The 22,812-nt window shown below is 68.9% G+C and carries 18 protein-coding genes; 12 read left to right on the top strand and 6 right to left on the bottom strand.

What is annotated here, in order from left to right; translation table 11 throughout:
• Nucleotides 1–7 precede the first annotated feature (7 nt).
• From PZC42_RS20265 to PZC42_RS20245, 5 genes are all read left to right on the top strand, one after another.
• The gene (locus PZC42_RS20265; RefSeq protein WP_277213821.1) at nucleotides 8–6,448 is read left to right on the top strand and encodes an RHS repeat-associated core domain-containing protein; all 6,441 of its coding nucleotides are present in this window, start codon (nucleotides 8–10) and stop codon (nucleotides 6,446–6,448) included.
• Between the two features lie 53 nt (nucleotides 6,449–6,501).
• The gene (locus PZC42_RS20260; protein WP_277213819.1) at nucleotides 6,502–6,894 is read left to right on the top strand and encodes a hypothetical protein; all 393 of its coding nucleotides are present in this window, start codon (nucleotides 6,502–6,504) and stop codon (nucleotides 6,892–6,894) included.
• A gap of 136 nt (nucleotides 6,895–7,030) precedes the next feature.
• Complete coding sequence (locus tag PZC42_RS20255; protein ID WP_277213817.1) at nucleotides 7,031–8,386, top strand: RHS repeat-associated core domain-containing protein; 1,356 nt, start codon at nucleotides 7,031–7,033, stop codon at nucleotides 8,384–8,386.
• A 658-nt stretch (nucleotides 8,387–9,044) separates the two neighbouring features.
• Nucleotides 9,045–9,485, top strand: coding sequence for a hypothetical protein (locus tag PZC42_RS20250; protein ID WP_277213815.1), 441 nt, complete (start codon nucleotides 9,045–9,047; stop codon nucleotides 9,483–9,485).
• Nucleotides 9,486–11,344: 1,859 nt separating this feature from the next.
• Complete coding sequence (locus PZC42_RS20245; RefSeq protein WP_277213814.1) at nucleotides 11,345–11,689, top strand: hypothetical protein; 345 nt, start codon at nucleotides 11,345–11,347, stop codon at nucleotides 11,687–11,689.
• 29 nt (nucleotides 11,690–11,718) lie between these two features.
• Here PZC42_RS20245 and PZC42_RS20240 read toward each other — a convergent pair whose 3' ends face one another.
• On the bottom strand, nucleotides 11,719–12,231 hold the full coding sequence (locus tag PZC42_RS20240; protein ID WP_277213812.1) for a hypothetical protein: 513 nt from the start codon (nucleotides 12,229–12,231) through the stop codon (nucleotides 11,719–11,721).
• A 204-nt stretch (nucleotides 12,232–12,435) separates the two neighbouring features.
• On the opposite strand from PZC42_RS20240, the gene PZC42_RS20235 reads away from it, so the two are divergent.
• Nucleotides 12,436–12,939 carry a class I SAM-dependent methyltransferase gene (locus tag PZC42_RS20235; RefSeq protein WP_277213810.1) on the top strand — a complete coding sequence of 168 codons (504 nt, stop codon included), beginning with the start codon at nucleotides 12,436–12,438 and terminating at the stop codon, nucleotides 12,937–12,939.
• 106 nt (nucleotides 12,940–13,045) lie between these two features.
• On the opposite strand, the gene PZC42_RS20230 is transcribed toward PZC42_RS20235, so the two are convergent.
• Both PZC42_RS20230 and PZC42_RS20225 read right to left on the bottom strand, forming a co-directional pair.
• On the bottom strand, nucleotides 13,046–13,396 hold the full coding sequence (locus tag PZC42_RS20230; protein ID WP_277213809.1) for a type II toxin-antitoxin system PemK/MazF family toxin: 351 nt from the start codon (nucleotides 13,394–13,396) through the stop codon (nucleotides 13,046–13,048).
• Nucleotides 13,383–13,616 (bottom strand): DUF8778 family protein, encoded by a 234-nt coding sequence (locus PZC42_RS20225; protein ID WP_306575908.1) that lies wholly within the window; start codon nucleotides 13,614–13,616, stop codon nucleotides 13,383–13,385. The genes PZC42_RS20230 and PZC42_RS20225 overlap by 14 nt, the downstream gene beginning before the upstream one ends.
• 96 nt (nucleotides 13,617–13,712) lie before the next feature.
• On the opposite strand from PZC42_RS20225, the gene PZC42_RS20220 reads away from it, so the two are divergent.
• Nucleotides 13,713–16,433: a GNAT family N-acetyltransferase gene (locus tag PZC42_RS20220; protein ID WP_277213805.1), complete on the top strand. Its 2,721-nt coding sequence runs from the start codon at nucleotides 13,713–13,715 to the stop codon at nucleotides 16,431–16,433.
• Between the two features lie 19 nt (nucleotides 16,434–16,452).
• Here the strand turns inward: PZC42_RS20220 and PZC42_RS20215 are convergent, their stop codons facing one another.
• The gene (locus PZC42_RS20215; RefSeq protein ID WP_277213803.1) at nucleotides 16,453–16,845 is read right to left on the bottom strand and encodes a type II toxin-antitoxin system VapC family toxin; all 393 of its coding nucleotides are present in this window, start codon (nucleotides 16,843–16,845) and stop codon (nucleotides 16,453–16,455) included.
• Nucleotides 16,842–17,090, bottom strand: coding sequence for an AbrB/MazE/SpoVT family DNA-binding domain-containing protein (locus PZC42_RS20210; protein WP_277213801.1), 249 nt, complete (start codon nucleotides 17,088–17,090; stop codon nucleotides 16,842–16,844). The genes PZC42_RS20215 and PZC42_RS20210 overlap by 4 nt, the downstream gene beginning before the upstream one ends.
• 94 nt (nucleotides 17,091–17,184) lie before the next feature.
• On the opposite strand from PZC42_RS20210, the gene PZC42_RS20205 reads away from it, so the two are divergent.
• From PZC42_RS20205 to PZC42_RS20195, 3 genes are read left to right on the top strand one after another with little or no spacing between them, the layout of a single operon-like run.
• Nucleotides 17,185–17,784 carry a DUF5998 family protein gene (locus PZC42_RS20205; protein WP_277213799.1) on the top strand — a complete coding sequence of 200 codons (600 nt, stop codon included), beginning with the start codon at nucleotides 17,185–17,187 and terminating at the stop codon, nucleotides 17,782–17,784.
• Nucleotides 17,781–18,989 carry an alkaline phosphatase family protein gene (locus PZC42_RS20200; protein WP_277213798.1) on the top strand — a complete coding sequence of 403 codons (1,209 nt, stop codon included), beginning with the start codon at nucleotides 17,781–17,783 and terminating at the stop codon, nucleotides 18,987–18,989. Before PZC42_RS20205 ends, PZC42_RS20200 begins: the two co-directional genes overlap by 4 nt.
• Before the next feature lie 26 nt (nucleotides 18,990–19,015).
• Entirely contained in the window at nucleotides 19,016–19,663 is a 648-nt protein-coding gene (locus PZC42_RS20195; RefSeq protein ID WP_277213796.1) for a thymidine kinase, read from the top strand.
• An 11-nt stretch (nucleotides 19,664–19,674) separates the two neighbouring features.
• Here the strand turns inward: PZC42_RS20195 and sepH are convergent, their stop codons facing one another.
• Nucleotides 19,675–20,913 (bottom strand): septation protein SepH, encoded by a 1,239-nt coding sequence (gene sepH, locus PZC42_RS20190; RefSeq protein ID WP_277213794.1) that lies wholly within the window; start codon nucleotides 20,911–20,913, stop codon nucleotides 19,675–19,677.
• Nucleotides 20,914–21,052: 139 nt separating this feature from the next.
• Between sepH and PZC42_RS20185 the strand changes: the two genes are divergently transcribed.
• Together PZC42_RS20185 and PZC42_RS20180 are read left to right on the top strand one after the other, a co-directional pair.
• Nucleotides 21,053–21,718, top strand: coding sequence for a trimeric intracellular cation channel family protein (locus PZC42_RS20185; protein ID WP_277213792.1), 666 nt, complete (start codon nucleotides 21,053–21,055; stop codon nucleotides 21,716–21,718).
• Entirely contained in the window at nucleotides 21,685–22,560 is an 876-nt protein-coding gene (locus PZC42_RS20180; protein WP_438802978.1) for an inositol monophosphatase family protein, read from the top strand. Before PZC42_RS20185 ends, PZC42_RS20180 begins: the two co-directional genes overlap by 34 nt.
• Nucleotides 22,561–22,812 lie beyond the last annotated feature (252 nt).

The raw sequence follows: 22,812 nt of genomic DNA, 5'->3' as shown, positions 1-22,812 counted from the left end.
AGCACCGATGCGAACCACCACCATGTTCCTGCGTGGCCGGAGCGCGGCCGCCTCGGCGGCCACGATGCTGCTGGCCGGCACGCTCGCCCTGGTCGTCGGCCTCGATGTCGCCACCGCCGGGCAGCCGACCGCACAGCTCGTGCTGTCCGCACAGGCCGAACGCGATGCCCTGGAGGCCCGCCAGACGGGCTTCGAAGAAGCTGAGGCCGACCTGGCGGAGCTCGACGAGATGGCGGTGACGGCCGCCGCGACCGACGAGGTGGATCTCGCCGACCCGGCCGAGGACCTGCTGGTCGCGGCGACCCTGCCCGATCCGGACCAGGAGACGGTGCCGGTGGCGCCGGCACCCGCCCAGCCCAGCACTCTCGCTGGTGACGATGCTGAACCGGTGGTGACCGGCGGGACCGAGTTCGACCTCGGCGGGGTCCCGATGTCGGTGGCCGCGGTCCCTGACGCCCCCGCTCCCGAGCAGGTGACCGTCACGCTGGCCGACCAGAGCGAGTCGGAGGAGCTCGGCCTGACGGGGCTGGTTCTCGACCTCGCGGACGCCTCCGAACCGGAGGAGGCGGGTGGCGCCGGGGAACTCCAGCCGCTGGCCCTGACGAGCGAACCTGGCGAGACACGCACGGTGCAGCTCGGCATCGACTACACGGAGTTCGCGGCAGCCTCGGGTGGTGACTGGGCCTCACGGTTGCAGCTCGTGCGCATCCCGGAGTGCTTCGAGGTCACGCCGGAGGCCGACGGCTGCCAGGTCGCACCGGTCGAGTCGGTCAACGACACGGAGGACCGCCACCTGTCCGCCACGGTCGAGATCGCTGCTGCCGAATCGGAGCCGGAGCAGTCGCAGGTCGAGTCGGAGCTGTCGTCGATGCAGGGGCTGGCCGAGGAGCCGGCATTGGCGACGATGTCGGCCGCCGCGACCTCTGGAGGGGACCGGTTCGCTGTGACGGCCGATGTGGCCGGCGACGCCGGCGACTGGTCGGCCACCTCGCTGGGTTCGGCGTCCGAGTGGGCGGTCTCGGGTGCGACCGGGGGCTTCACGTGGCAGTACCCGATGCGGGTCCCGCCCGCGCCCGGTGGGCTGGAGCCCGACCTGGCGCTGTCGTACTCGGCGGCCTCGGTGGACGGTCGCACGGCGGGCGCGAACAACCAGACGTCGTGGATCGGTGAGGGCTGGGAGATGTGGCCCGGCTTCATCGAACGGTCCTACGTGCCGTGCGTGGACGACACTCGCGCGAAGGACGGCGTGAAGCCGAACAACACCACTCGCGAGACCGCCGACCTCTGCTGGGGCCCGGAGAACGCGACCATCTCGTTCGGCGGACTCTCCTCGGAGCTGATCCGTGACGAGGCGACCGGGGCATGGATGCCTCGTGACGACGACGGCACCCGGATCGAGGTCAAGACCGGCGGGTCGAACGGCACGGCCGACGGCGAGTACTGGGAGGTGACGACCACCGACGGCGTGCGCTACTACTTCGGGCGCGAGGACGCCGGGCAGGACTCCGCCTGGACCGTGCCGGTGTACGGCAACCACCCGGACGAGCCAGGTTACGACGAGACGTTCGCGCGCTCGTCGAGCCGGCAGGGATGGCGCTGGAATCTCGACCGGGTGGTGGACCCCACAGGCAACGAGATCCACTACTTCTACACCGCAGAGACCAACAGGTACGGCCGCAACCTGAACTCCTCGACGATCTCGTACGACCGCGGCGGGTATCTTCAGCGCATCGAGTACGGCACGAACACTGGCAACTCGGCCGCGGCTCCGGCCAGGGTGCTCTTCGACGTGGTCGAGCGATGCCTGCCGAACGACGCCTTCGACTGCACCGGGAAGCGCAAGGACAACGCGAACAAGTGGCCGGACGTGCCGACGGACCTGCTGTGCAGCTCGGACACGTCGTGCGCGGACGTGCAGGCGCCGGTGTTCTTCACCACCAAGCGGCTGCTGACCGTCACGACGCAGGTGCGTGACGGATCGTCGTGGCGGGCGGTCGATGCCTGGGATCTGAGGCACAGGTTCCCCCAGAACGAGGACTCCACGAACGCCGTGCTGTGGCTCAACTCCGTTCAGCAGCGTGCTGGCACCGGTGAGGAGAACCTGCCGCAGGTGCAGTTCCGGTTCGCGACGCCGCTGGCCAACCGGATCGATGTCGGGCACGGCAAGCCTCCGCTGAACCGGTACCGGGTCGAGACGATCCGTACGGAGCTCGGTGGTGTGATCAACGTGAAGTACTCCGACCCGGAGTGCACCCGCGCGAACACGAAGGACCTCGAGCCGGACGGCAACACGTTGCGTTGCTTCCCGGTCGACGTCGACGGGGAAGGGGACTTCGACTGGTTCCACAAGTACGTCACCACGTCGATCAGCGAGAGCCCGGGCGTCACGACGCCGGACCCTGCGGTGCGCACCACCTACTCGTACGAGGGCGGCGCAGCCTGGGCGAAGACGTCGGGTGCGTTGCTGCGGCCCAAGCAGCGCACGTTCGCGGACTTCCGCGGCTACGGAGAGGTGGTCGTCACCACCGGGGAAGGATCGTCGGCGGAGAGGACGTCGACGAGGTACTTCCGCGGCATGGGCGGCGACATCGACGGCGTTACCGACCGCAAGCGGTTCGCGGGGATGGCCCGGGAGGTCACCCAGCTGAACGGGCAGACCCCGGTCACCCGGACGGTCAGCACGCCCTGGCGGTCGGTGACCGGCGAGAACTCCGACGGCGTCAAGGCGTCGCTGGCGGCGACCCGCGTGCAGGAGACCACGACGTACGACGCCTCCGGCGACCCCGTGCACACGACGCGTACTACGACTGAGCGCGACGGCTCGTCGGGGCTGGTGCAGCGTGTCCACGATGCTGGGGACATCTCGACGTCGACGGATGACATCTGTACGACGTACACCTACGCCCAGAACGCTTCCAAGCATCTGCTGGACCGGGTCTCTCGGGTCCTGGAACGCGGCACGTCGTCGTGCACGCAGGCGAACGGTTCCGGTGAGCTGCTGGGCGACGAGCGCACCTTCTACGACGGCAACTCGTCGCTGAGCGCCGCGCCGACGAAGGGTCTGGCGACGCGGAGCACGGTGCATGGTCTGGACGAGGTGCTCGAGACACGCACCGCATATGACGCGTACGGGCGTGTGACCGGGCAGTGGGACACCAACGCCAACAAGACCACCACGGCCTACACACCGGCCACAGGCGCCGCGACCAAGACCACGGTCACGAGCCCCGACCCGGACGGGAGCGGGGAGCTGTCCCCGCACGTCCAGTCGACCGGGATCGACCCGGCGTGGGGCGTGCCGACCAAGGTCACCGATGTGGCCGGCGGTGTCACGACCGCCTCCTACGACGGCATGGGGCGGCTGCGCAAGGTGTGGCTGCCGGATCGGCCGACGGCGGAGTCGCCGTCGATGGAGCACACCTACCGGGTGCGGGCTTCGGTCTCTGGCGTGGTGTCCAAGACCCTCAACGCGGCCGGAGACGGTTACCACGCGTCGTCGGCGATCTTCGACGGACTGGGGCGTCAGGTGCAGGCCCAGGCCGAGTCGAAGTCGGCCAGGCATCCGGGCCTCGTCGCCACGGACACCCGGTACGACAAGGCCGGACGGGCCGTGACCAAGTCCGGCCCGTGGTTCTCGACCGAGCAGGTGCGTGACACCTTCCTCGCCGTGGGTGCTTCGCCGTACCCGTCGCAGACCGACACGACGTACGACGGCGCGGGTCGGGTGACGCGTGAGGCCTTCCTGGAAGCCGAGGACCTGCGCTGGGCCACGGTCACCGAGTACGACGGCGTATCGACGACGGTGACACCTCCGGAGGGTGGTACGCCGTCGACGACCGTCGAGGATGCTCAGGGCCGGGTGGTGTCCCTGACGCAGCACACCGGAGCGGACACCCATGGAGACCTGACCACCCGGTACACGCACGACAGGGCCGGGAACCTGACCAAGGTCGCCGACCCCGAGGGCAACGAGTGGACGTATGTCTACGACATCCTGGGCCGTGAGATTTCCGAGGACGATCCGGATGCTGGGACCACCACGACGACGTATACCCCGACGGGCGAACTGTTTGAGGTCACCGATGCCCGTGGGGTGACGGTGCGCACGTCCTATGACGCGCTGGACCGTGTGACTGCCACGTACGAGGTCGACGGTGCGACGACCCAGAAGTTGACGTCTCGGGTCTATGACACCGTCCGGCCGGGTCAGTTGTCGTACTCCGTGCGCCACGATGAGGCGGTGGGCGATATCCGGACTGGCGTCAGCGCGTACGACTCCCGAGGGCGCGCGACTGAGGAGTACCTGACGCTGCCGGAGGATGACCGCTTCGGCGATCTTGCCGGCGAGACCTACACCACGGCCGTGGCGTACACGGCGGATGGCCAAGTGGCTACCCAGCAGGTGCCCGAGGTCGGGAACTTGCGTGGAGAGACGGTCACGACGTACTACGACGACGCGTCGATGCCGCAGTGGGCCGGTGGCGGCTTCGGGTGGGGGACGTATGTCGCGAACTCGCGGTACACCCCGATGGGCGAGACCCAGTTGTTGGACGTCGGGAACACGTACGGCACCTATGTCTCGTATGAGTATGAGGAGGCGACCAGGCGTCTGGCGGGGATCAGCCTGCGTCGGGAGCGCACGTCGGGCTCGGACGTGGATCTGGCCTATTCGTATGACGCCGCGGGTAACGTGACCTCCATGGTCGACGCGCCGGGGATCGGCACCCTCGATGCGCAGTGCTTTGCGTATGACGGGTTGCGTCGTTTGACCCAGGCGTGGACGCCGTCGGTGGCTGCGTGTGGTGATGCGCCGTCGTCGTCGACGACGCTTGGTGGTCCGGGTGCGTACTGGAACTCGTACGCGTTCGATGAGCTGGGTAATCGGACGGGTGTGACGGAGCGGGATGCGCAGGGTATCGCTGCGGAGTATGCGTACTCCTACGATGCGGCGGGTGGTCCGCATGCGGTCGCGGCCGTGGACGTGACCGAGCGTCTCGGGGGTGCCAGCACGTGGTCGTACGACTATGACGAGGCGGGGAACACCACGACGCGCCCGGGCCCGGACGGCGGTGCTCAGTCGCTGGCGTGGGACGGCGAGGGCAGGCTCGAAGCAGTCACGGGTGACGGCACCGCTGCGGAGTTCGTCTACACCGCTGACGGTGACCGGGTGGTGCGCACCGAGGGCGGTGAGACCACGGTGTATCTGCCGGGTGGGCAGGAGGCGACGGTCACCACGGGCGGGACGGTTGAGGCGACGCGGTTCTACTCGTTCGCTGGTGCGACCGTCGCTCTCCGTACCGAGGGTGGTCTGGGTGGTGTTGAGTCGTTGGTGGCTGATCATCACGGCACGGTGTTGGCTCGGGTGCACAACACCACTCGTGCGCTGGTCAAGACGTTGACGGATCCGTTCGGCAACCTCCGTGGCGGCGAAGCGCCGCCGGCAGGTCGTGGGCTGATGAACAAGGTCGTCGACGAGACCACGGGGCTGACGCAGGTTGGTGCTCGCTACTATGACCAGCTCCTGGGCCGGTTCATCTCTGTTGATCCGATCATGGACCTGACCGACCCGCAGCAGTGGCACGGCTATGCGTACGCGAACAACAACCCGGTCACCTGGGACGACCCCACCGGGCTCATCCCCCAACTCATCGACGGCATGTTCGCCAGCCCCGCCGCATCCAAGGCTGGCACAAGTCGTCCGCAACCAACTGACTGGCAACACCGCGAACAGGTGCAAGCAAACGTCGAGCGTGCCCGCGCCGACAGCCACAGGCGTCAACCCGCATCACCCTCCACAAGTGGAGGAACGTCCACTTCTAGCGGAGGTAGTGGCACCGGAGGGAGCGGGGGAAGTTCCGCAGGCGGGGGCGGCACTGGACCCGCACCTGCCATTGGCGAGAGGCCCGTTGTGCAGGCCTTAGTGGAAGGAAAAGTTTGGGTAGACGCGACGGGAAATTCCGTTGGCGGAGTCAATGACGCATATAAGGAGAAACTCTCTCTCAAGTCCAAGCTAAAAATCAATAGTGGAGACCCCGCCAGAAAAGATCGCGACCGCAAAACTCTCCGACAAATTAAAGACAGCAAATCTATTCGTCAAGTCACGAAACTCGGACGAAACCCGTTGGTTCGGCGCGCTGGCGTCCCAGGCGCTGTTCTAGGATATGGCGCAAGTTGGGCTGACTACGCCGTAGAGAATGGTGGCAACGAAACGCTTGCGGCAGGCCAGGCAGCGATTGATCTCGGCGCGACCATGGCTGGAGCTGCAGCTGGAGCTAAGGGCGGCGCTATTGTCGGGGCGGCCATTGGGGCAGCATTCGGAGGGATCGGTGCAGTGCCGGGCGCGGTCATCGGTGCCGGACTGGGATCGGTGATAGGTGCGGTGGGAGGGTCAAAGATTGGATCCTTGGTCAACGGAGGTATCGGCGCTATTTGGGGCAGGAAACAATGAGGTTACACGAAGTTCCCGGCGTACTGTTGGTATGTGCGCTATTATTGCTCGTGATGAGCATAGTTCTCACCTGGCTCATCGCAATGTTCTGGCGAGGAAACCAGCGGATCGTTCATATTCTGCAGGAAGCCAGCGAGGCCTTTTCGGGTGATGACGATAAAAGAGCTGGGATCCTGCGGGGATCCATTGGGATATGCATTTCGGTCTGGGGCCTCACGATTGCGAGCCTGACGGGCGCTCTGGGAAATCATCAAGGTGTGTCGTCTGAGTACGAGTTGGCTCTAGTTATCGCCGGCGTCGGAGGGGGAGGGCTGTTGCTCGCTGGATTACTGATTGAGTGGATGATTATCAATTTCAATCTGCCGAAGTTTATGGTTCCGAAGCGAATGCGATCTCAGCCCGGTTGTCGAGAAGCCGCTCGTTGGAGAAAAGGGCGTGGTGATTGACATGTGTTTTGTCGGGGTGTCGGTAGGTGTGCGCGGATGAGCCCCTTATCCAGCGTTGAGCCTGGCCTCGCGTCGGCGTTTGTGATGACGGCGGTTGCCGGGATGGCGGCTTGGGCCGCATGCGGTCGCGGCGGCCGTGGACGTGACCGAACGTCTCGGGGGTGCCAGCACGTGGTCGTACGACTATGACGAGGCGGGGAACACCACGACGCGCCCGGGCCCGGACGGCGGTGCTCAGTCGCTGGCGTGGGACGGCGAGGGCAGGCTCGAAGCAGTCACGGGTGACGGCACCGCTGCGGAGTTCGTCTACACCGCTGACGGTGACCGGGTGGTGCGCACCGAGGGCGGTGAGACCACGGTGTATCTGCCGGGTGGGCAGGAGGCGACGGTCACCACGGGCGGGACGGTGGAGGCGACGCGGTTCTACTCGTTCGCTGGTGTGACGGTCGCTCTTCGTACCGAGGGTGGTCTGGGTGGTGTGGAGTCGTTGGTGACTGGTCATCACGGCACGGTGTTGGCTCGGGTGCACAACACCACTCGCCAGCTGGTCAAGACGTTGACGGATCCGTTCGGCAACCTCCGTGGCGGTGGGGCGCCGCCGGCGGGTCGTGGGTTGATGAACAAGGTGGTCGACGAGAGCACGGGGCTGACGCAGGTCGGTGCCCGCTACTACGACCAGCTCCTCGGCCGGTTCATCTCCGTCGACCCGATCATGGACCTGACCGACCCTCAGCAGTGGCACGGCTACGCGTACGCGAACAACAACCCGGTCACCTGGGACGACCCTACTGGCCTATTCGTGATAAAGCCTGTGAATCCGATCATGTTTGGACTTCCCAAGCCGCCAGCGCCGCCGGAGACCACCGGAGGTTCAAGTGGTGGCAATGGCGGGAGCGGAGGAGCCTCGGGCGGAGGCAAGCCACCGACCGTCACGCCAGCGTCACCACCACCCGCGGTCACACCAAGTCCGCCCAAGAAGCCCTCGCTCAAGGAGAGGCTAGCCAAGGCGAAAGAATGGACCGTGGGTGCACTAGAAGCAACCGATGATTTTCTCAAATCCGAAGAGTTTGCCAAGGGTCTGAAGATCGCAGGGACAGTTGCAGGCGTAGCGGCAGCTGGTGCTTGTATCGTCGCGACAGCTGGCGCGTGCTTTGTAGCGGGCGCGGTTGCCCTGGGTGCTTCAGCTGCAACCAATGCGACTCTTGCCTATCGAGGCGATCAGACGGTCGGCCAAGCGGCGGGCAACTTTGCGATCGACCTTACTGTTGGGCGAATTCCGGGCGCAAGAGAGATTAGTCGTACGCAGATAATGCGCCAAGGGAGGCACGGCCCTCTCTCGGACTATGCCCGCAGAGTAAGGGATCCAGACCAGAAGATCAACCTGACCTGGGAAAAGGCACTGAACCACCGGGCTGGAACGAGTGTAAGTCGATTCAGCGGGCACCTCGGCGCAGGATATATGGCGACGACTGACGCGAATTGGATCCAGTAAAGTGGAACTCCTGCGGTTTGGATCAATGCTGTTCGGCCTGTCGTTGGCAGTTATATCGTTCACGCTTGCATTGAGGGGGCTCCGACTGGCGCGACTGGTGGGATTTCGTGTCATCCGGGGAGTTGCCGCTGAGGCTATTACATTCACCGGGCTATTGGGTGGAGGGTTGGGCGCGCTCTTCAGTCTCATCGCGGGATTTGCTCCCCTTGGAGCAACGGACTTACGGATGCCAGCGATATTTGGCCTCTGTCTTATCGCAGTCGGAACTGGTGAGGTCTGGATCTCGTCACGGAAGATGCGGAACGCGGACGCCGATCTCATGCTGGACCTACGTGAGGTTCACCGTGTTGGATGTCTTGCGCTTGGCGTTGGAATCCTCCTGTCAGTTCATGCCGGAGCCAAAATGCTGCTCTAAGCTAGTGAGGGGCACCGCCAAGTGAGTGTAGCGAGCAAGGCTGCGGTAGGAAGCACTAGCCATTGTCGGTCGCGCGGCGCAAACGTGCAGCAATACTGTGGGGAATACTGGTAAGGTCAATGGTGCGCTGGTGCGGGCTTCGGAGGCATCCCGGGGCGACGACGGAAAGGCGTGTTGAACCATTCTGCACACGAAATCTAACGCGCTCGTCAATGGCGCAAGCTACAAGCTAGGCGCCGACTAGTGTTCTTCAATACGCCATGGTTCTATGCCCTAACATTCGTGGCTTTGTTGGTCATCGCTGCTTGGCCACCGCGTGGGGATCCTCATCGTGAGCGCATCTGGATGTTTCTGACGCTGGTGCCGCTTGCGCAGCTCGGCGCTCTTCGTTTCCATCTATTGGAGGATCATCCCGACATTGGGTGGCTGCTAGGGTCCTGGCTGAATCTGTCGATACTGATTGGCTCGCGGCTGAACCCGACGCTCATCGCATTCTATGATCAGGAAGAACCTCACGAAGAGGCTAGTGAAGTCCAGGCCGACAAGGCCCAAGTTTCTGATGGCGAAGAGGAACCCACGGAAGGCCCGACTGCTGGTGAGTTGGGCAGAATGAAGCGAAATGTACTCATTCTCTTCTTTGGTGGTGCAGTAGCAATGCTCGTGGCCGCCTACGTGCTTGAGTAGCACTAGACGTCTTATGGTTGCACTTAGTGCATTCATGAAACAGGAAGGATTCGGCAGTTGCCACGCCATGCCGCTGTCGTTCTCCCCGGCGAGAGTGGGTGGTGCATATCACTGAGCCTTTTCTGGCCCAGCCGTCCTCGTGAGCCTCACCGGGATCTGGGCGGGCCACCAGAATCGCAGTTCTGTCGCTGAGCGGGTGCATCCTTGCGCCCTCGGGCCCCGAGATGCCATCAATCGGGATCCGTGTGCGAAGGTGCAATCACGGTTCCGCGATGTCCGGCCGCGAGGATCCGAAATGCTGAAGTCGGATATGGTCAAGACGCGAACCCGCACGATTCTTGCGGATGACGACCGGGTGACTCAGGGCTAGAGGTAGGTTTGCAATATGAGCACAACAGTACTGGTCGCCAGTTCTGCAATGGTCTTGTTGGGTCTTGCTTGTTTGGTGTTTCGCCGTGCAATCAGTAGAATATTGGCTTGGCCTTCGGATCGATGCTTGCCTCGCCCATTGGAAGAGTCGGTGAAGAAGGCGCCTCTCAGCATTGACATGCGCCGAACGACTGCGATGGTCGGGGTCGGGTTCATTCTCATTGGATTGGGTTCCATTGCAATCGACGGTGTGGTCTCGTAGATGCGTCGTCCTGGGGGTCGCATCGTTGATGCGCAGTGTTTTGCGTATGACGGGTTGCGTCGTTTGACGGAGGCGCGGACGCCGTCGGTGGCTGCGTGTGGTGATGCGCCGACTGGTTCGGTGACGCTCGGGGGTCCGGGTGCGTACTGGAACTCGTACGCGTTCGATGAGCTGGGTAATCGGACGGGTGTGACGGAGCGGGATGCGCAGGGGATCGCTGCGGAGTATGCGCGCGGGGCAGGGTGGTACGCATGCGATCGCGGCCGTGGGTATCGATGAGCGTCTGGGGGGGGTGCCAGCACGTGGCCATGTATAGGCATGACGAGGCGGGCAACACCACGACGACGCCCAGGCCCGGAAGGGCTGCGCAGGAGCCGGGCTGGGATGCTGAGGGCAAGCTCGAGGCGGTCACCGGTCACGGCGCCGATGCGGGGCGAGGGATGTGCTAGGGGATCTAGGAGGCAGGATCTGAATGACTGTCGGGTTGGTTCTAGTGGGGGTCGCTGCAACGCTGACCGGCATTCTATTGATGGCCTTTCATAAGCAGGTCGGTCAGTGGTTTGAGCGAGTCGCCAGGAAAGACCTTCCTGAAGAAGCGTTCCGGAACATGAATTACCCCGCGTTTGGGCTCGACATGCCAAGAAGAATGATGATTGTCGGTGGTGGAGCGCTACTGATAGGTCTAGTTCAGACAGCAGTAGGCTTGTTCGGTGACGCGCGATAGTTCTCGTAAACTTTGCTCAACGGCTATCAAGGCCAGAGATGTGATGCAGCTCGCGGCGCGGCGCGCGAGCACGCCGATTGCCTAGAGCAACGGTGCAGGGTGTGAGCAGGTACGTCGAGGGTGGCGCGTAAGTGATGAAGCAGGGGCCAGGCGTCCGGTATGTGTGTTTGGCGACTATCTTCTGGTCCGGGGGTCCCGCTGCTGCCAAACCCTGCGAACCTGCATGTCGTCGCGCCGATCACCTCATCCGGCCTGGTGAGGACACCTACTAGGGGCTCATCGCCAGAAGAGGGGTAGCCGGCGCCTGATGTGGAGGTAACGCGGTGAGCGCACTATCAGGGAGGTCAGTGGCCGCCTGGCAGGAAAGGGTTGGTTGAATTGGTGACGGAAGTTGCTGGCTTCGCGCCAAGCATGGGCTTAAGGGCCACAAGCATTGCCGCAGGAATGTTTGCTGCAAGCTTCTTCGGAACGCATCTTGTTCGATCGATATGTCGACTTTTTGGCATGGGTCGCGACCCTGTGACCGAATGGCATATTGCCATGCACAACGGTGACTCTCTGAGCGCGCGTGTGGAGATGAGGGCGCGATTTCAGTACTCGCTGGTGCTCGTGATTGGTGGACTTTGGCTGATCGTCATGGGGCTACTGGGCGCGCGCTATGCGGACTACGGTCCGTGGATCTGGGTGGTTCCCGGTGCGGCCATCGCGGTTCTCATCTTCTGGGGCTGGATCGAGCAGGAGTTCGCTTGGCCAGGGCTCCTTGTTGATCCCGCCTCGCGAGGCACGCCTGGCCGACGCAAACTGCGGGCGGACGAGGGGGACGCTACGGAGAGGGCCACTGGCGACTGAGTTCTCCGCATGTCCCCCGTGACCGCCGGCTACGCCGCCTGCACCGACCGGTCGGCCTCGACGGCGTCCCGCACGACGTCCTCCAGGGCGCTGCGACGCTCCGCCGCGTCGACGGGGTCCACCCCGCCGGTCAGCACCGCGGCGTCGAGCCGCCGGGCGGCATCCGCGACCAAGGCGTCCACCAGCTCCTGCGACCCCACTCCGTGCCGGGCGGCCACGCCGGCGAGTGTGGCCCCCTCGCGCTGCAGCGCGACGTCGAGCTCGGCGGGCGACACCCCGAGAGCCGCAGCGGCGGCGGACAGGTCGATGATCTCGCCTGGCACCTCGCCGCCCCCGATGGCACCCGAGGCGCCCGCGAGGTCCCACGAGTCGAGAGCATCGAGTCGCACCAAGTCGCCCAGCGTCACGTCGCGGCCGTCCTCCGCGACGACCGTCCGCGCACTTTCCTGCGTGGTCACCGCGGCGGACGCCGTCCCCGCCCCGAACGACACCAGCCCGAAGGCTCCGGCCATGGCCACCGCACGTGCGATCCACCTGCGCATGATCCTCCTCCTCACCGGCCCAGCCCCGTGCCGTGCCGTTGCGTTCACCGTGCGCCGGCCACCTGGGCCGGACCTGCCGAACACCTGTGAGTTCTCCGGTGCGGTGGCGTGACGTGCGGGCCATGTCCGGTTCTTCGGCCCGAGGGCGAACCTGCGGGCACGTCTGACCGCGGCATGATGGTGTCGGCGGGCAGGAGGTCGTAGGTGGCTCGTTACGAGTGGATGTACCGGTGGGGGATACGCCCGTGGGAGAAGTACCCGCGGGCGGCTGCGACGAGCATCGATGCGCACCTCGACGCGGTGGAGGGGTCCCGCTCTGGCGCCCGCGGCCGGGCGCTGGACCTGGGCTGTGGGCGTGGCTTGTACACGCTCGAGCTGGCGCGGCGAGGCTGGCAGGCGGTCGGGGTCGATCTGGTGCCCCGGGCGGTCGAGGAGGCGCGGCGACGCGACCGGGCCGGCATCGCGGAGTTCGCGGTCGCTGACGTCACGGCGCTCGGCGCTGCCGACCTGGGGGCCTTCGACCTCTTCCTGGACATCGGGTGCTTCCAAGGGCTCGACGCGGACCAGAGGGCGGCGATGGGGCACGGGGTGACGGCCTCGGCTCGCGAGGGCGCGGTGGTACTGATCCTGGCCTTCGGCGTGACTCGGTGGCGGTCGCAGATCGGCGGGGTGTCGGCCGGCGAGGTCGTCGAGGCCTTCCCTGGGTGAGAGGTGCTCTCCGTCGACGCGGCGGACACCGCGGGCCTGCACTGGCCGATGAGGACCACGTCTCCGTGCTGGTACCTGCTAGGGCGGCGTCGCTGACCCGCCGCGGTCAGTTCAGGTCGAGATGCAGCATCAGCGCGTCATCGACGGCCGCGAGCTGTTCGCGTGTGAGGCAACCCGCACGTTCGACCAGTCGTGAGACGTCCAGCGCCCGAACCTGCTCTGCCTGCGCCTTGGAGTCTCGCGGTAGTCCGGACGACTCTCGTTCGATCAACACCTGAAATGTCAGCACCCGGCGAGTACTGCTCGTCAACGGCACGACCGTGAGGACGCCGCGTCCGAGCCGCCGCGCTACCCTGTTGTGCGCGTCGTTGGACACGATGACGACCGGCCGGACCTTGTTGGACTCGGAGCCCCGCGACGGGTCGAGGTCAGCGAGCCAGATCTCACCGCGACGCATCGCTGTCCAGCCCGTCGCCGACGGTCCGGTCCCACGCCTCCGCATCGTCCGAGTCCGCCCACTCCTCGATCGCTTCGGCGTACTCCGCCTCGAGGTCGCGGGCCTGCAACGCCTTGATCGCGGCATGGATCGTGGCCGAGCGTGACGGCAGCCCCTCCCGCTCGGCGTAGGCATCCAGGTAGCGCAGGTCCTGCTCCCTGAGGCTCACACTCACCTTCATACTCATGATGCTACCCCCACTGCTACGCACACCCCGGAGGCAGGGAGCACAGCACAGACGCCCGTGCGTCCCGGACGCAGCGGATAGCCTGCTCGGATGGAGGATCAGCGCCCCGCCCCCTACCCCGTCGAGTGGGAGGCCGATGTCGTGCTGCGTGACGGCACCACGATGCACGTGCGCCCGATCCGGCCCGACGACGCCGACGCGATCCAGCGGTTCCAGGAGGGGCAGTCGGAGCGGTCCGCGTACTTCCGGTTCTTTGCGCCGATCAAGCGGCTGACGGACCGTGAGCTCGCCCGCCTGGTCAACCTCGACCATCAGGCCAGGGTCGCGCTGGTGGCGGTCCGGCCCGGCCACGACGAGGAGGGCACCGAGCGCGAGGACGTCCTCGGCGTCGCCCGCTTCGACGTCATCACCGACGGCGAGGCAGAGGTCGCGTTCAACATCGCCGACTCCGTGCAGGGCAAGGGGCTGGCCTCCGTGCTGCTCGAGCACGTCGCCGCGGCCGCGCGCGAGCGCGGCGTGCGCCGCTTCACCGCCGAGGTGCTCCCGCAGAACGGCTCGATGCTCGGCGTCTTCCGCGACGCGGGCTACGAGATCAGCCAACACCTGGACGACGGCATCGTCTCCGTCGGCATCGACCTCGATCCCACCGACCGCTCCCGTGCGGTCATGGCGGACCGCGAGCACCGCGCCGAGGCGCGCTCCATGGCGAGCCTGCTCTCCGCGCGCCGCGTCCTCCTGGTCGGGCCGGGCCGAGGGGAGCAAGGGGACGACGGCGGCGCCCCGGAGGCGCTGCTCGCCCGCCGCGTCCTGGACGCCCAGCGCAACGACCCCGGTGACACCGAGCTCGTCGTCCTCGACCCGCCCGGCGACGTGCCCGACGGCGTGGAGCATGCACCCGGGTGGGACGCCGTCGGGCAGGTCGACCTCGCCCTGCTGGCCGTCGTGCCGGACGACGCCGTCGAGACCGTGCGACGGCTCGCCACCACCGGCGCGCGCGGGGTCGTCGTGCTGTCCGGCGGGTACGCCGAGGCCGGCACCGACGGCGTGGAACGGCGCCGCGACCTGCTGCGCGTCGCGCACGCCGCCGGGATGCGCGTCGTCGGGCCCGTCTCCTACGGGGTGCTCACCACCACGCCGGGCGCCGCCCTGCGTGCCAGCCTCGCGCTACACCCGCCGCGGGCCGGCGTCGTCGGGCTGTTCTGCCAGTCCGCCGCGGCCGCCGTCACACTGACGGCCACCCTCGAACGGCGCGGGCTCGGGGTGTCGTCGATGGTCTCGGCGGGGCACCGCGCCGACGTCTCCGGCAACGACCTCATGCAGTACTGGCAGGACGACGACACCACCGAGGTCGTGTGCCTCTACCTGGAGTCCATCGGCAACCCGCGCAAGTTTTCCCGGATCGCCCGGCGGCTGTCCGCCGTCAAGCCCGTCGTCGTGGCCACCGCCGGCCGGTCGGGTCAGGTGGTCCCACCGGGACACGCCGTGCGCGCCACGCACGCGCCGCGTCGGCTGCTCGACGAGCTGCTGCGCCAGTCCGGCGTCATCCAGGCCGCCAACACCCACCAGCTCATGGACATCGCCCAGGTGCTGGCACACCAGCCGCTCCCGGCCGGGGGACGCGTGGGGATCCTCGCGTCGTCGGCGGCGCTCGCGGCCCTCGTCGCGGAGGCCGCGGCGTCGGCCGGGCTGGCCGTCGCCGCCTCCAGCGACTTCCTGCTGCCGCACGCCGGCGAGGCTCAGATCGCCCAGACCGTCGACGCGCTCTACGCACCCGGCGCGTGCGACGCCGTCGTCGTCGTGGACGTGCCCGTGGTCCAGCCCCGCACCGGGGCGATCGCCCGGGCGGTGGCCGAGGCGGCCGCCCGCACCGGGCGCACCACCGTCGCCTCCATGCTCGGGCTGCACGGCATGCCGGACGAGCTCACCGCCGAGGCCCCCGACGGCCGCACCGTGCGCATCCCGGCCTTCTCCACGCCGGAGGACGCCGTCGTCGCGCTCGGCAAGGTCGTCGAGCACGCCGGTTCGCGCGCCGAGGAGCGCGGCCACTTCGTGATGCCCGACGGCGTGGACGCGCGCCGGGCGCGCCGGCTCGTGGCGCAGTGGCTCGCCGGCACCGACGCCCGCGACCTCGAGCCCGACGAGGCGGCCGAGCTGCTCGCCTGCTACGGGCTGCGGCTGTGGCCCGCCCGGCAGGTCAGCACGGCGGACGAGGCCGTCGCGGCCGCGGACGAGCTGGGCTGGCCCATCGCCCTCAAGAGCGCCTCGCCCGCCCTGCGGCACCGCAGCGACCTCGGGGGAGTGCGGCTCGACATCGCCGACGCCGACGAGTTGCGGGCCGACGTGTCCCGGATGCGGGACAACGCGGCCACGGTCCTCGGCGGCCAGGACCCGGTCTTCGAGGTCCAGTCCATGGCACCGGTCGGTGTGTCCTGCGTGGTGCGCTGCGCCGAGGACCCGCTGTTCGGACCGATGGTCTCGTTCGGGCTGGCGGGTGACGCCGTCGACCTGCTCGACGACGTCGCGCACGGCATCCCCCCGCTCACGGACGTGGACGTCTCGGCCCTGGTGAGCACCGTGCGGGCCGCGCCCCGGCTGTACGGGTACGGGGGAGCGCCGCCGGCCGACGTCGACGCGCTCGAGGACGTGCTCGCCCGGGTGTCCGTCATGGCCGACGACCTGCCCGAGCTCGCCGCGCTGGAGCTGTACCCGGTGACCGTGGCCGAGCAGGGTGCCTCGGTGCTGCACGCGACCGTCCGGCTACGCCCCGCAGGACGCCGCGCCGACTCCCTGCGGCGGGCGCTGCCGGGCTGATGCCACCCGGGACGTCGGATCAGGTGAGCAGGGTCATCCCGGCGACGCGTGCGGCGCGGCGGTCGAACGTCATCACGGTGTCGCACCCGGCCTCGGCAGCGCCGACGGCGATGAGGGCGTCGGCGAGGTCGGCACCGTCGTCCGTCCGGCGCAGGGCGGCGCGGACGGTGTCCGCCTGCTCGACCCGGAGCTCCTGCGTGGCCAGCAGCGCCTCGACGAAGGCGCGCCGGCGGTCCAGCGGGTAGGAGTAGGCGCGGTCGAGCACCCACCAGCACTCCACCAGGACGACCAACGGTACGAATCCGGGGGCGTCCGGGGTCAACGCGTCGATCAGCCCGTCGGCCTGCCGGGCCTGAGCTCCGTCGTCCCGCACGACGTAGCGGACCAGGACGTTTGTGTCGAGACCGATCATGCCTCGGCCTGCCCAGCGGCGTCCGCGATCGCCCGGTCCATCTCCTCGAGGCTGACGACCTGCGGAGGCTGCGGGCCGAAGAAGCCCTTGAGCGACGTCACGGACCGCGTGGCTGGCACGATCTCCACGTGGCCGTCCGGTAGCGCGACGAACTCGACGCGGTCGCCGGTACGCAGCCCGAGGGCGCGGCGGACGGCCGCTGGGATCGTGATCTGTCCCTTGGAGGTGACGGTGGCTGTGGGCATGCTCAACACCTTACTCCCGGGATGATTCCTTGACCATGAGTAAGGCAATCCCCAGCCGGTGCCGTCGGGCCGCAAGGAGTGGGAAGATGGTCCGGTGCCTTCCGCGACCACTCGCAAGAACCTTCGTGACGACCTGACCGCCCACGTGTTCCGGGCCGGGTACTACCCGGACCTGGTCAACGACGTCATCGACGTCGCGCTCGCCGACGAGCCGGTCCTCGCGCACCTCGTGCAGGCCGAGACGACGTTCGACAGCCAGATCCGTCGCCACCTGACGGTGCTCGCCCTGACCGCTACCCGGCTGGTCACCGCGCACGTCGACGACCACGAGGGCGACGTCGCGAACCCCTCGTCCGCGGCGGCGACCACCGAGGCGGTGCCGCTGAACGAGGTCCGCTCCGTCGCGCTGACCCACATCGTGGCCGAGCCGGCGAACCACCGCCCGGGCGACAGCGCCGCCGAGCTCACCCTGGCCATCGGCTGGGGCGCGGTGTCCCGCGTCGACCTGGAACCCGCGCAGTGCCCCGACCCGAACTGCGAGGCCGACCACGGCCTGACCGGGCAGATCACGCCCGACGACATCGTGGTACGGGTCAGCGACGCCGCCGAGGGGCGTGGCGCCGTGCGCCGTGCCGCCGCGTTCGCCCGCGAGCTCTCGGCCGCCACCGGGGTGGGCGGACGCACCGCCCGATGACGCCCGTCCCGCTGCCCGACGACCTCGTCGCGCCGTCCTACGGCAGCGACTCCCTGGCGGCCGTCCTGCCCGCCGCGGCCGGAGCACTCGGCGTCGACGTCACCACCAGCACGGGCCTGCGCTCGATCGACTGCGCGGCCGCGCTCGGCCTGCCCGGCGCGCGCCGCGTCGTCGTCGTCCTCGTGGACGGGCTGGGCATGCACAACCTCGCCGAGCGGGGCGGGCACGCTCCGTTCCTGCGCCGGCTCCTGCCCGACGCGCGCTCGCTGCTCACCAGCTTCCCGTCGACGACGGCGACCGCCCTCGCCACGTTCGCCACCGGTACCTCGCCCGGCCTCACTGGCATGCTCGGGTACACCCAGCGCAACCCCGCCACCGGGGGGCTGGCCACGATGGTGTCCTGGAACGAGCAGTCGGACCCCTACCGGCCCGGCCCCAAGACGTCCGCGCCCCTGCGCACCGACCCGGCCGACCTCCAGCGCGAGCCCACCGTCTTCGAGGCGCTGGGCGCCGGGGTGAGTGTGGTGGCGCCCGGCCCGGCCAAGTTCGCCGACTCCGGCATGACCCGGGCCGCCCTGCGCGGACCGCGGTACGTCGTCGCCGAGAGCTTCGCCGACCGCGTCGACGCCACCCTGCGGGCCCTGCGCGAGGACGGGCTGGTGTACCTCTACCAGAGCGAGGTCGACTCCGTCGGGCACAAGCACGGACCCGACTCGTGGCAGTGGGGCGACGCCCTGGAGTCCACGGACGCCGAGCTGCGCCGCCTGGTCGCGAGCGTCCCGGCGGGAACGCTCGTGCTCGTCACCGCCGACCACGGCCAGGTCACGACCGACATGACCCACCAGCACGACGTCGCGGTCGAGCCAGAGCTCGACCGCGACGTCGCGCTGCTCGGCGGCGAGCCCCGCATGACCCACGTCTACGCCGCGCCCGGTGCGGACCCGGCCGCGATCGCCACACGGTGGGCCGGCGCCCTCGGCGACGACGCCGTCGTCGTGCTGCGCGACGCCGCGATCGACGCCGGATGGCTCGGACCCGTGGCCGACCACGTGCTGCCGGCCGTGGGCGACGTGCTGGTGGCCACACGGGGGACAGCCACCGTCGTCGACTCCCGGCTGCACTCCGAGAACGCGCGGCGCATGCCCGGCGTGCACGGCTCGCTGACGCCCACCGAGATGCTCGTCCCGCTGCTCGTCTCCTACTGAACACCGCCGTCTGACAGGATCTGGGCATGGCCGAGCTCGTCTTCTTTTCCGGGACCATGGACAGCGGCAAGTCGACGCTGGCCCTGCAAACCGACCACAACCACCGCGCCCGCGGCCGTCACGGCATCATCTTCACACGCAACGACCGTGCTGGGGCCGCCCGGCTGTCGTCCCGGCTGGGGCTCGAGGTCGACGCCCGAGAGGTCACCGAGGAGACCGACTTCTGGCAGGTCATCGCCAGCGAGCGGCAGCACGGCCACGTGGTCGACTACCTCGTGTGCGACGAGGCGCAGTTCTACTCCCCGCTGCAGGTGGAGCAGCTCGCCCGCCTCGTCGACGAGATCGAGATGGACGTCTTCGCGTTCGGCATCACCGCGGACTTCCGCACCCGGCTGTTCCCCGGTTCGGCCCGCCTGGTCGAGCTCGCCGACCGCATGGAGGTGCTGCAGGTGCAGTCACTGTGCTGGTGCGGGGCGCGCGCCACTCACAACGCCCGCACGATCGACGGGGTGATGGTCGTCGAGGGCGACCAGGTCGTGGTGGGCGACGTCAGCTCCGGTGCCGGTGAGATCGCCTACGAGGTGCTGTGCCGCCGCCATCACATGCGACGCATGACGGCGGACACCGCGCGCCGCCTCGCGCCGTCGACGGACGCCCTGCTCGACGTGCGCTGACGCATCCGGCCTCAGGGCGAGGGGCGCGCGCCGCCGAACACGATCTCGTCCCAGCTCGGCACCTGCGCCCGGCCCTTGCGCGGCGACCGCCGGCCACTCTTGCCCCTGCCCGGCGGCGCTACCTCACCGAGCACGGCCGAGGGAGCAGAAGCCGGTGTGGCAGTCGCCGGCTCAGGACGGGGGGACACGTCCGGGTCCTGCCCGCCGTCGTCGTCCGACGGCGGCGATGCGGCCGCGCGCGCAGCATCGGCCGTGGGCGCGTCCGTCGGGGGCACGTCGGTCGCGGGCGGAGCCTCGTCCGAGGCCGCAGGGCGGGCCTCGGGGCCGCCGTCGTCCGGAGCAGCGGGCTCGGCACCGTCCGGGGGCTCGTCTCCCGTGCCCGCCGCCGCCGCCGCGCTCGATCCCGGGTCCGCCGACTGCGCCACGCGGTGGGCGTCACGCCGCGCACCGAGATCGACGACGCTCGCGCCGTCGTCCGCGTCGTCAGGTGCCCCGAGATCCAGCGGGAGCTCCTGGTCCTGAGGGCCGGGCTCCGCGCGCCGGGGCCGCTGCGGCGGACGCTGACCCCGGCGTCCGGCGAGGTCGTCCAGGAGGAGTGCTGTGGCCTCGGCCGCGGCGTCGGGCCGGGACGAAGGCCGGTGGCGCCGGTCGACGACCCCCGGGACGCCCAGCGTCTCAGGAGGGACGGGGTCGTCCGGCTGCCCCAGCCAGCGTGCCTCGTCGTCCAGGGCGACGACGACGCGACCCTTGGGGTCGAACGACCAGCGAGCGTTGCGCTCGCGCTCGCCGGCGGTGAAGCGGACCTCCACCTTCCACGGCCCGTTGCCCTCGCGGCGGGCGGTCCAGGTCGCCTCGCCCTCCGGGACGCCGCGCGCGGCCAGCCGGGCGTCGGCGAGCCGTCCGAGCTCGATCTTGCCCTCGGGGTCCACGTGGTGGTTGCGCACCTGGGTGACGACGTGGTCACGCTCGGTGATGACCGGCCACTCGTAGCGGCGCACGTGCTCCAGCGGCAGGCCGGACGCCTCGGCGAGCTCTTCCGCCGTGGCGCCGGCGCGCAGCCGGGACTGCACCTCCCGCGGGCGCAGCGTCGCGGCGGACTCGGCCTGCAGAGCCTCCGTCCGCGGCCGGTCGCGGCGTACCGCGGCCCGCAGGGCCTCGGTGATCGTCAAGGTGTGCTCGACGCCGTCCGGGCCGCGCAGGACCAGGCGCTCGGCGTCCTCGTGCAGCGTCACGAGCTCGAGCTCGGCCATGGTTCCTCCTCACGCCCGCCCGCGCGGCGGGCCTGCTCGTTCGAGAGTGCCACCCGGGAGGGCCGGTCTGGCGCAGGCGCGTCGGTGTGCCGTGGATTCTCGGTTGCTCGCGGCGCGAGCGCTGGCAAGGATGGCGGGCGTGGAGAACCTGGCGGCCGGAGTCAACGTGCTGGAAGTCGCGGCGGTCTTCGTCGCGGCCGTCTCCGGTGGCCTGGCGGCCGTGCGCAAGCGGTTCGACCTGTTCGGCGTGCTGGTGCTGGCCTGGGTCTGCGGGCTCGGCGGCGGGATCCTGCGCGACCTGCTCATCGGAGACACCCCACCGGTCGGCATCTCGAGCTGGAAGCTCGTCGTCGCGGCGCTGGCGGCAGGCCTCGCCACGTTCGTGCTGCACCCGGGCCTGACCCGGTTGCGCCGCTCGGTCGTCGTGCTGGACGCCGCGGCGCTGTCGCTGTTCGTCGTCCAGGGCACCAGCAAGTCGCTGGACCTCGGCGCCGGGCCCCTCGCCTCCCTCGTGGTCGGGGTGCTCACCGGGGTAGGCGGCGGGGTGCTGCGCGACATGCTCGTGGGAGAGGTGCCGCTGATCTTCGCCGACCGCCAGCTCTACGCCGTCCCCGCCATCCTCGGGGCGGCCACCGTCGTCGTGCTCTGGGAAACTGGCTGGTGGACGTGGTGGTCCGCGCTGTGCGTCGTGGTGCTGGTCCTCGGGTTCCGGTTGTTGTCGCTCGCGCTCGGATGGGTGGTACCGCACGTCGGCGGCGGGTGGACCGGCCGATGGGGTCGGCAGTCGGGCAAGATGGAGGAGTGACTTCGCTCCCCGGCCTTCCGTCCGCCTCCGAGATCGCCGACCTGCGCGCCCTCGCCCGATCACTCTCCCTCGAAGCCGGGGCGATGGTGCGCGGTGGCCGCCCCGCCCGCGTCGAGGTCGCCGCGACCAAGTCGAGCGAGGTGGACCCCGTGACCGAGATGGACCGCGCCTCGGAGGAACTCCTGCGCCGTCGGCTGGCCGCCCGGCGACCGGATGACGCCATCCTCGGGGAGGAGGGCGACGACGTCGCCGGCACCAGCGGGCTGACGTGGGTGATCGACCCGATCGACGGCACGGTGAACTATCTGTACGGCATCGCGTCGTACGCGGTGTCGGTGGCCGTCGTGGCAGGGGAGCCAGACCCGGCGACCTGGACCGTCCTGGCAGGCTCCGTGCACTCCGTCGTCGACGGCACCACGTGGACCGCCGGGCGGGGGCAGGGGGCCGACCGGGACGGGAGCGCACTGCGGGTGCGTGAGGCCACGTCCCTGGCGACCTCGTTGGTGGGCACCGGGTTCGGGTACGGGGTCGAGCGGCGCACGCACCAGGCTCGCGTGCTCACCCGCGTGCTGCCCCAGGTGCGGGACATCCGCCGGCTGGGTGCTGCCGCCATCGACCTGTGCCTGCTCGCCGAGGGATCGCTCGACCTGTACTACGAGCGCGGCCTCAACCCGTGGGACGTCGCCGCCGGCGGGCTGGTCGCCACGGAGGCCGGGGCCGCGCTGACCGGGCTGCGCGGCGCTCCGGCGACGGACCTCATGACCGTCGCCGGGACGCCCGCACGGCACGCCGAGCTGGTGGCGCTCCTCGAGTCCGCCGACGCCGACGGACCCGAGGGCTGACCCGGAGCGAGCTTGCGAGGGCAGGGGCGGACCGACCATCAGGCCCGAGGGCTGACCCGGAGCGAGCTTGCGAGGGCAGGGGCGGACCGACCATCAGGCCCGAGGGCTGACCCGGAGCGAGCTTGCGAGGGCAGGGGCGGACCGACCATCGGACCCGAGGGCTGACCCGGAGCGAGCTTGCGAGGGCAGGGGCGGACCGACCATCGGACCCGAGGGCTGACCCGGAGCGAGCTTGCGAGGGCAGGGGCGGAC

The sequence above is a fragment of the Isoptericola croceus genome, from assembly GCF_029382255.1.
Lineage (GTDB): Bacteria > Actinomycetota > Actinomycetes > Actinomycetales > Cellulomonadaceae > Isoptericola > Isoptericola croceus.
The sequence above is the reverse complement of the archived record's forward strand: the minus strand, read 5'-3'. Positions and strand labels throughout refer to the sequence as shown.

Bases quoted from the DNA above. Each gene is read 5' to 3' on its own strand.
- PZC42_RS20210 (WP_277213801.1), bottom strand. From the start codon at position 17,090: ATGCCCACAGCCACCGTCACCTCCAAGGGACAGATCACGATCCCAGCG.
- PZC42_RS20265 (WP_277213821.1), top strand. From the start codon at position 8: ATGCGAACCACCACCATGTTCCTGCGTGGCCGGAGCGCGGCCGCCTCG.
- PZC42_RS20260 (WP_277213819.1), top strand. From the start codon at position 6,502: ATGAGCATAGTTCTCACCTGGCTCATCGCAATGTTCTGGCGAGGAAAC.
- PZC42_RS20215 (WP_277213803.1), bottom strand. From the start codon at position 16,845: ATGATCGGTCTCGACACAAACGTCCTGGTCCGCTACGTCGTGCGGGAC.
- PZC42_RS20195 (WP_277213796.1), top strand. From the start codon at position 19,016: ATGGCCGAGCTCGTCTTCTTTTCCGGGACCATGGACAGCGGCAAGTCG.
- PZC42_RS20180 (WP_438802978.1), top strand. From the start codon at position 21,685: ATGGGGTCGGCAGTCGGGCAAGATGGAGGAGTGACTTCGCTCCCCGGC.
- PZC42_RS20225 (WP_306575908.1), bottom strand. From the start codon at position 13,616: ATGAAGGTGAGTGTGAGCCTCAGGGAGCAGGACCTGCGCTACCTGGAT.
- PZC42_RS20245 (WP_277213814.1), top strand. From the start codon at position 11,345: ATGGGTCGCGACCCTGTGACCGAATGGCATATTGCCATGCACAACGGT.
- sepH (WP_277213794.1), bottom strand. From the start codon at position 20,913: ATGGCCGAGCTCGAGCTCGTGACGCTGCACGAGGACGCCGAGCGCCTG.
- PZC42_RS20230 (WP_277213809.1), bottom strand. From the start codon at position 13,396: ATGCGTCGCGGTGAGATCTGGCTCGCTGACCTCGACCCGTCGCGGGGC.
- PZC42_RS20220 (WP_277213805.1), top strand. From the start codon at position 13,713: ATGGAGGATCAGCGCCCCGCCCCCTACCCCGTCGAGTGGGAGGCCGAT.
- PZC42_RS20200 (WP_277213798.1), top strand. From the start codon at position 17,781: ATGACGCCCGTCCCGCTGCCCGACGACCTCGTCGCGCCGTCCTACGGC.
- PZC42_RS20240 (WP_277213812.1), bottom strand. From the start codon at position 12,231: ATGCGCAGGTGGATCGCACGTGCGGTGGCCATGGCCGGAGCCTTCGGG.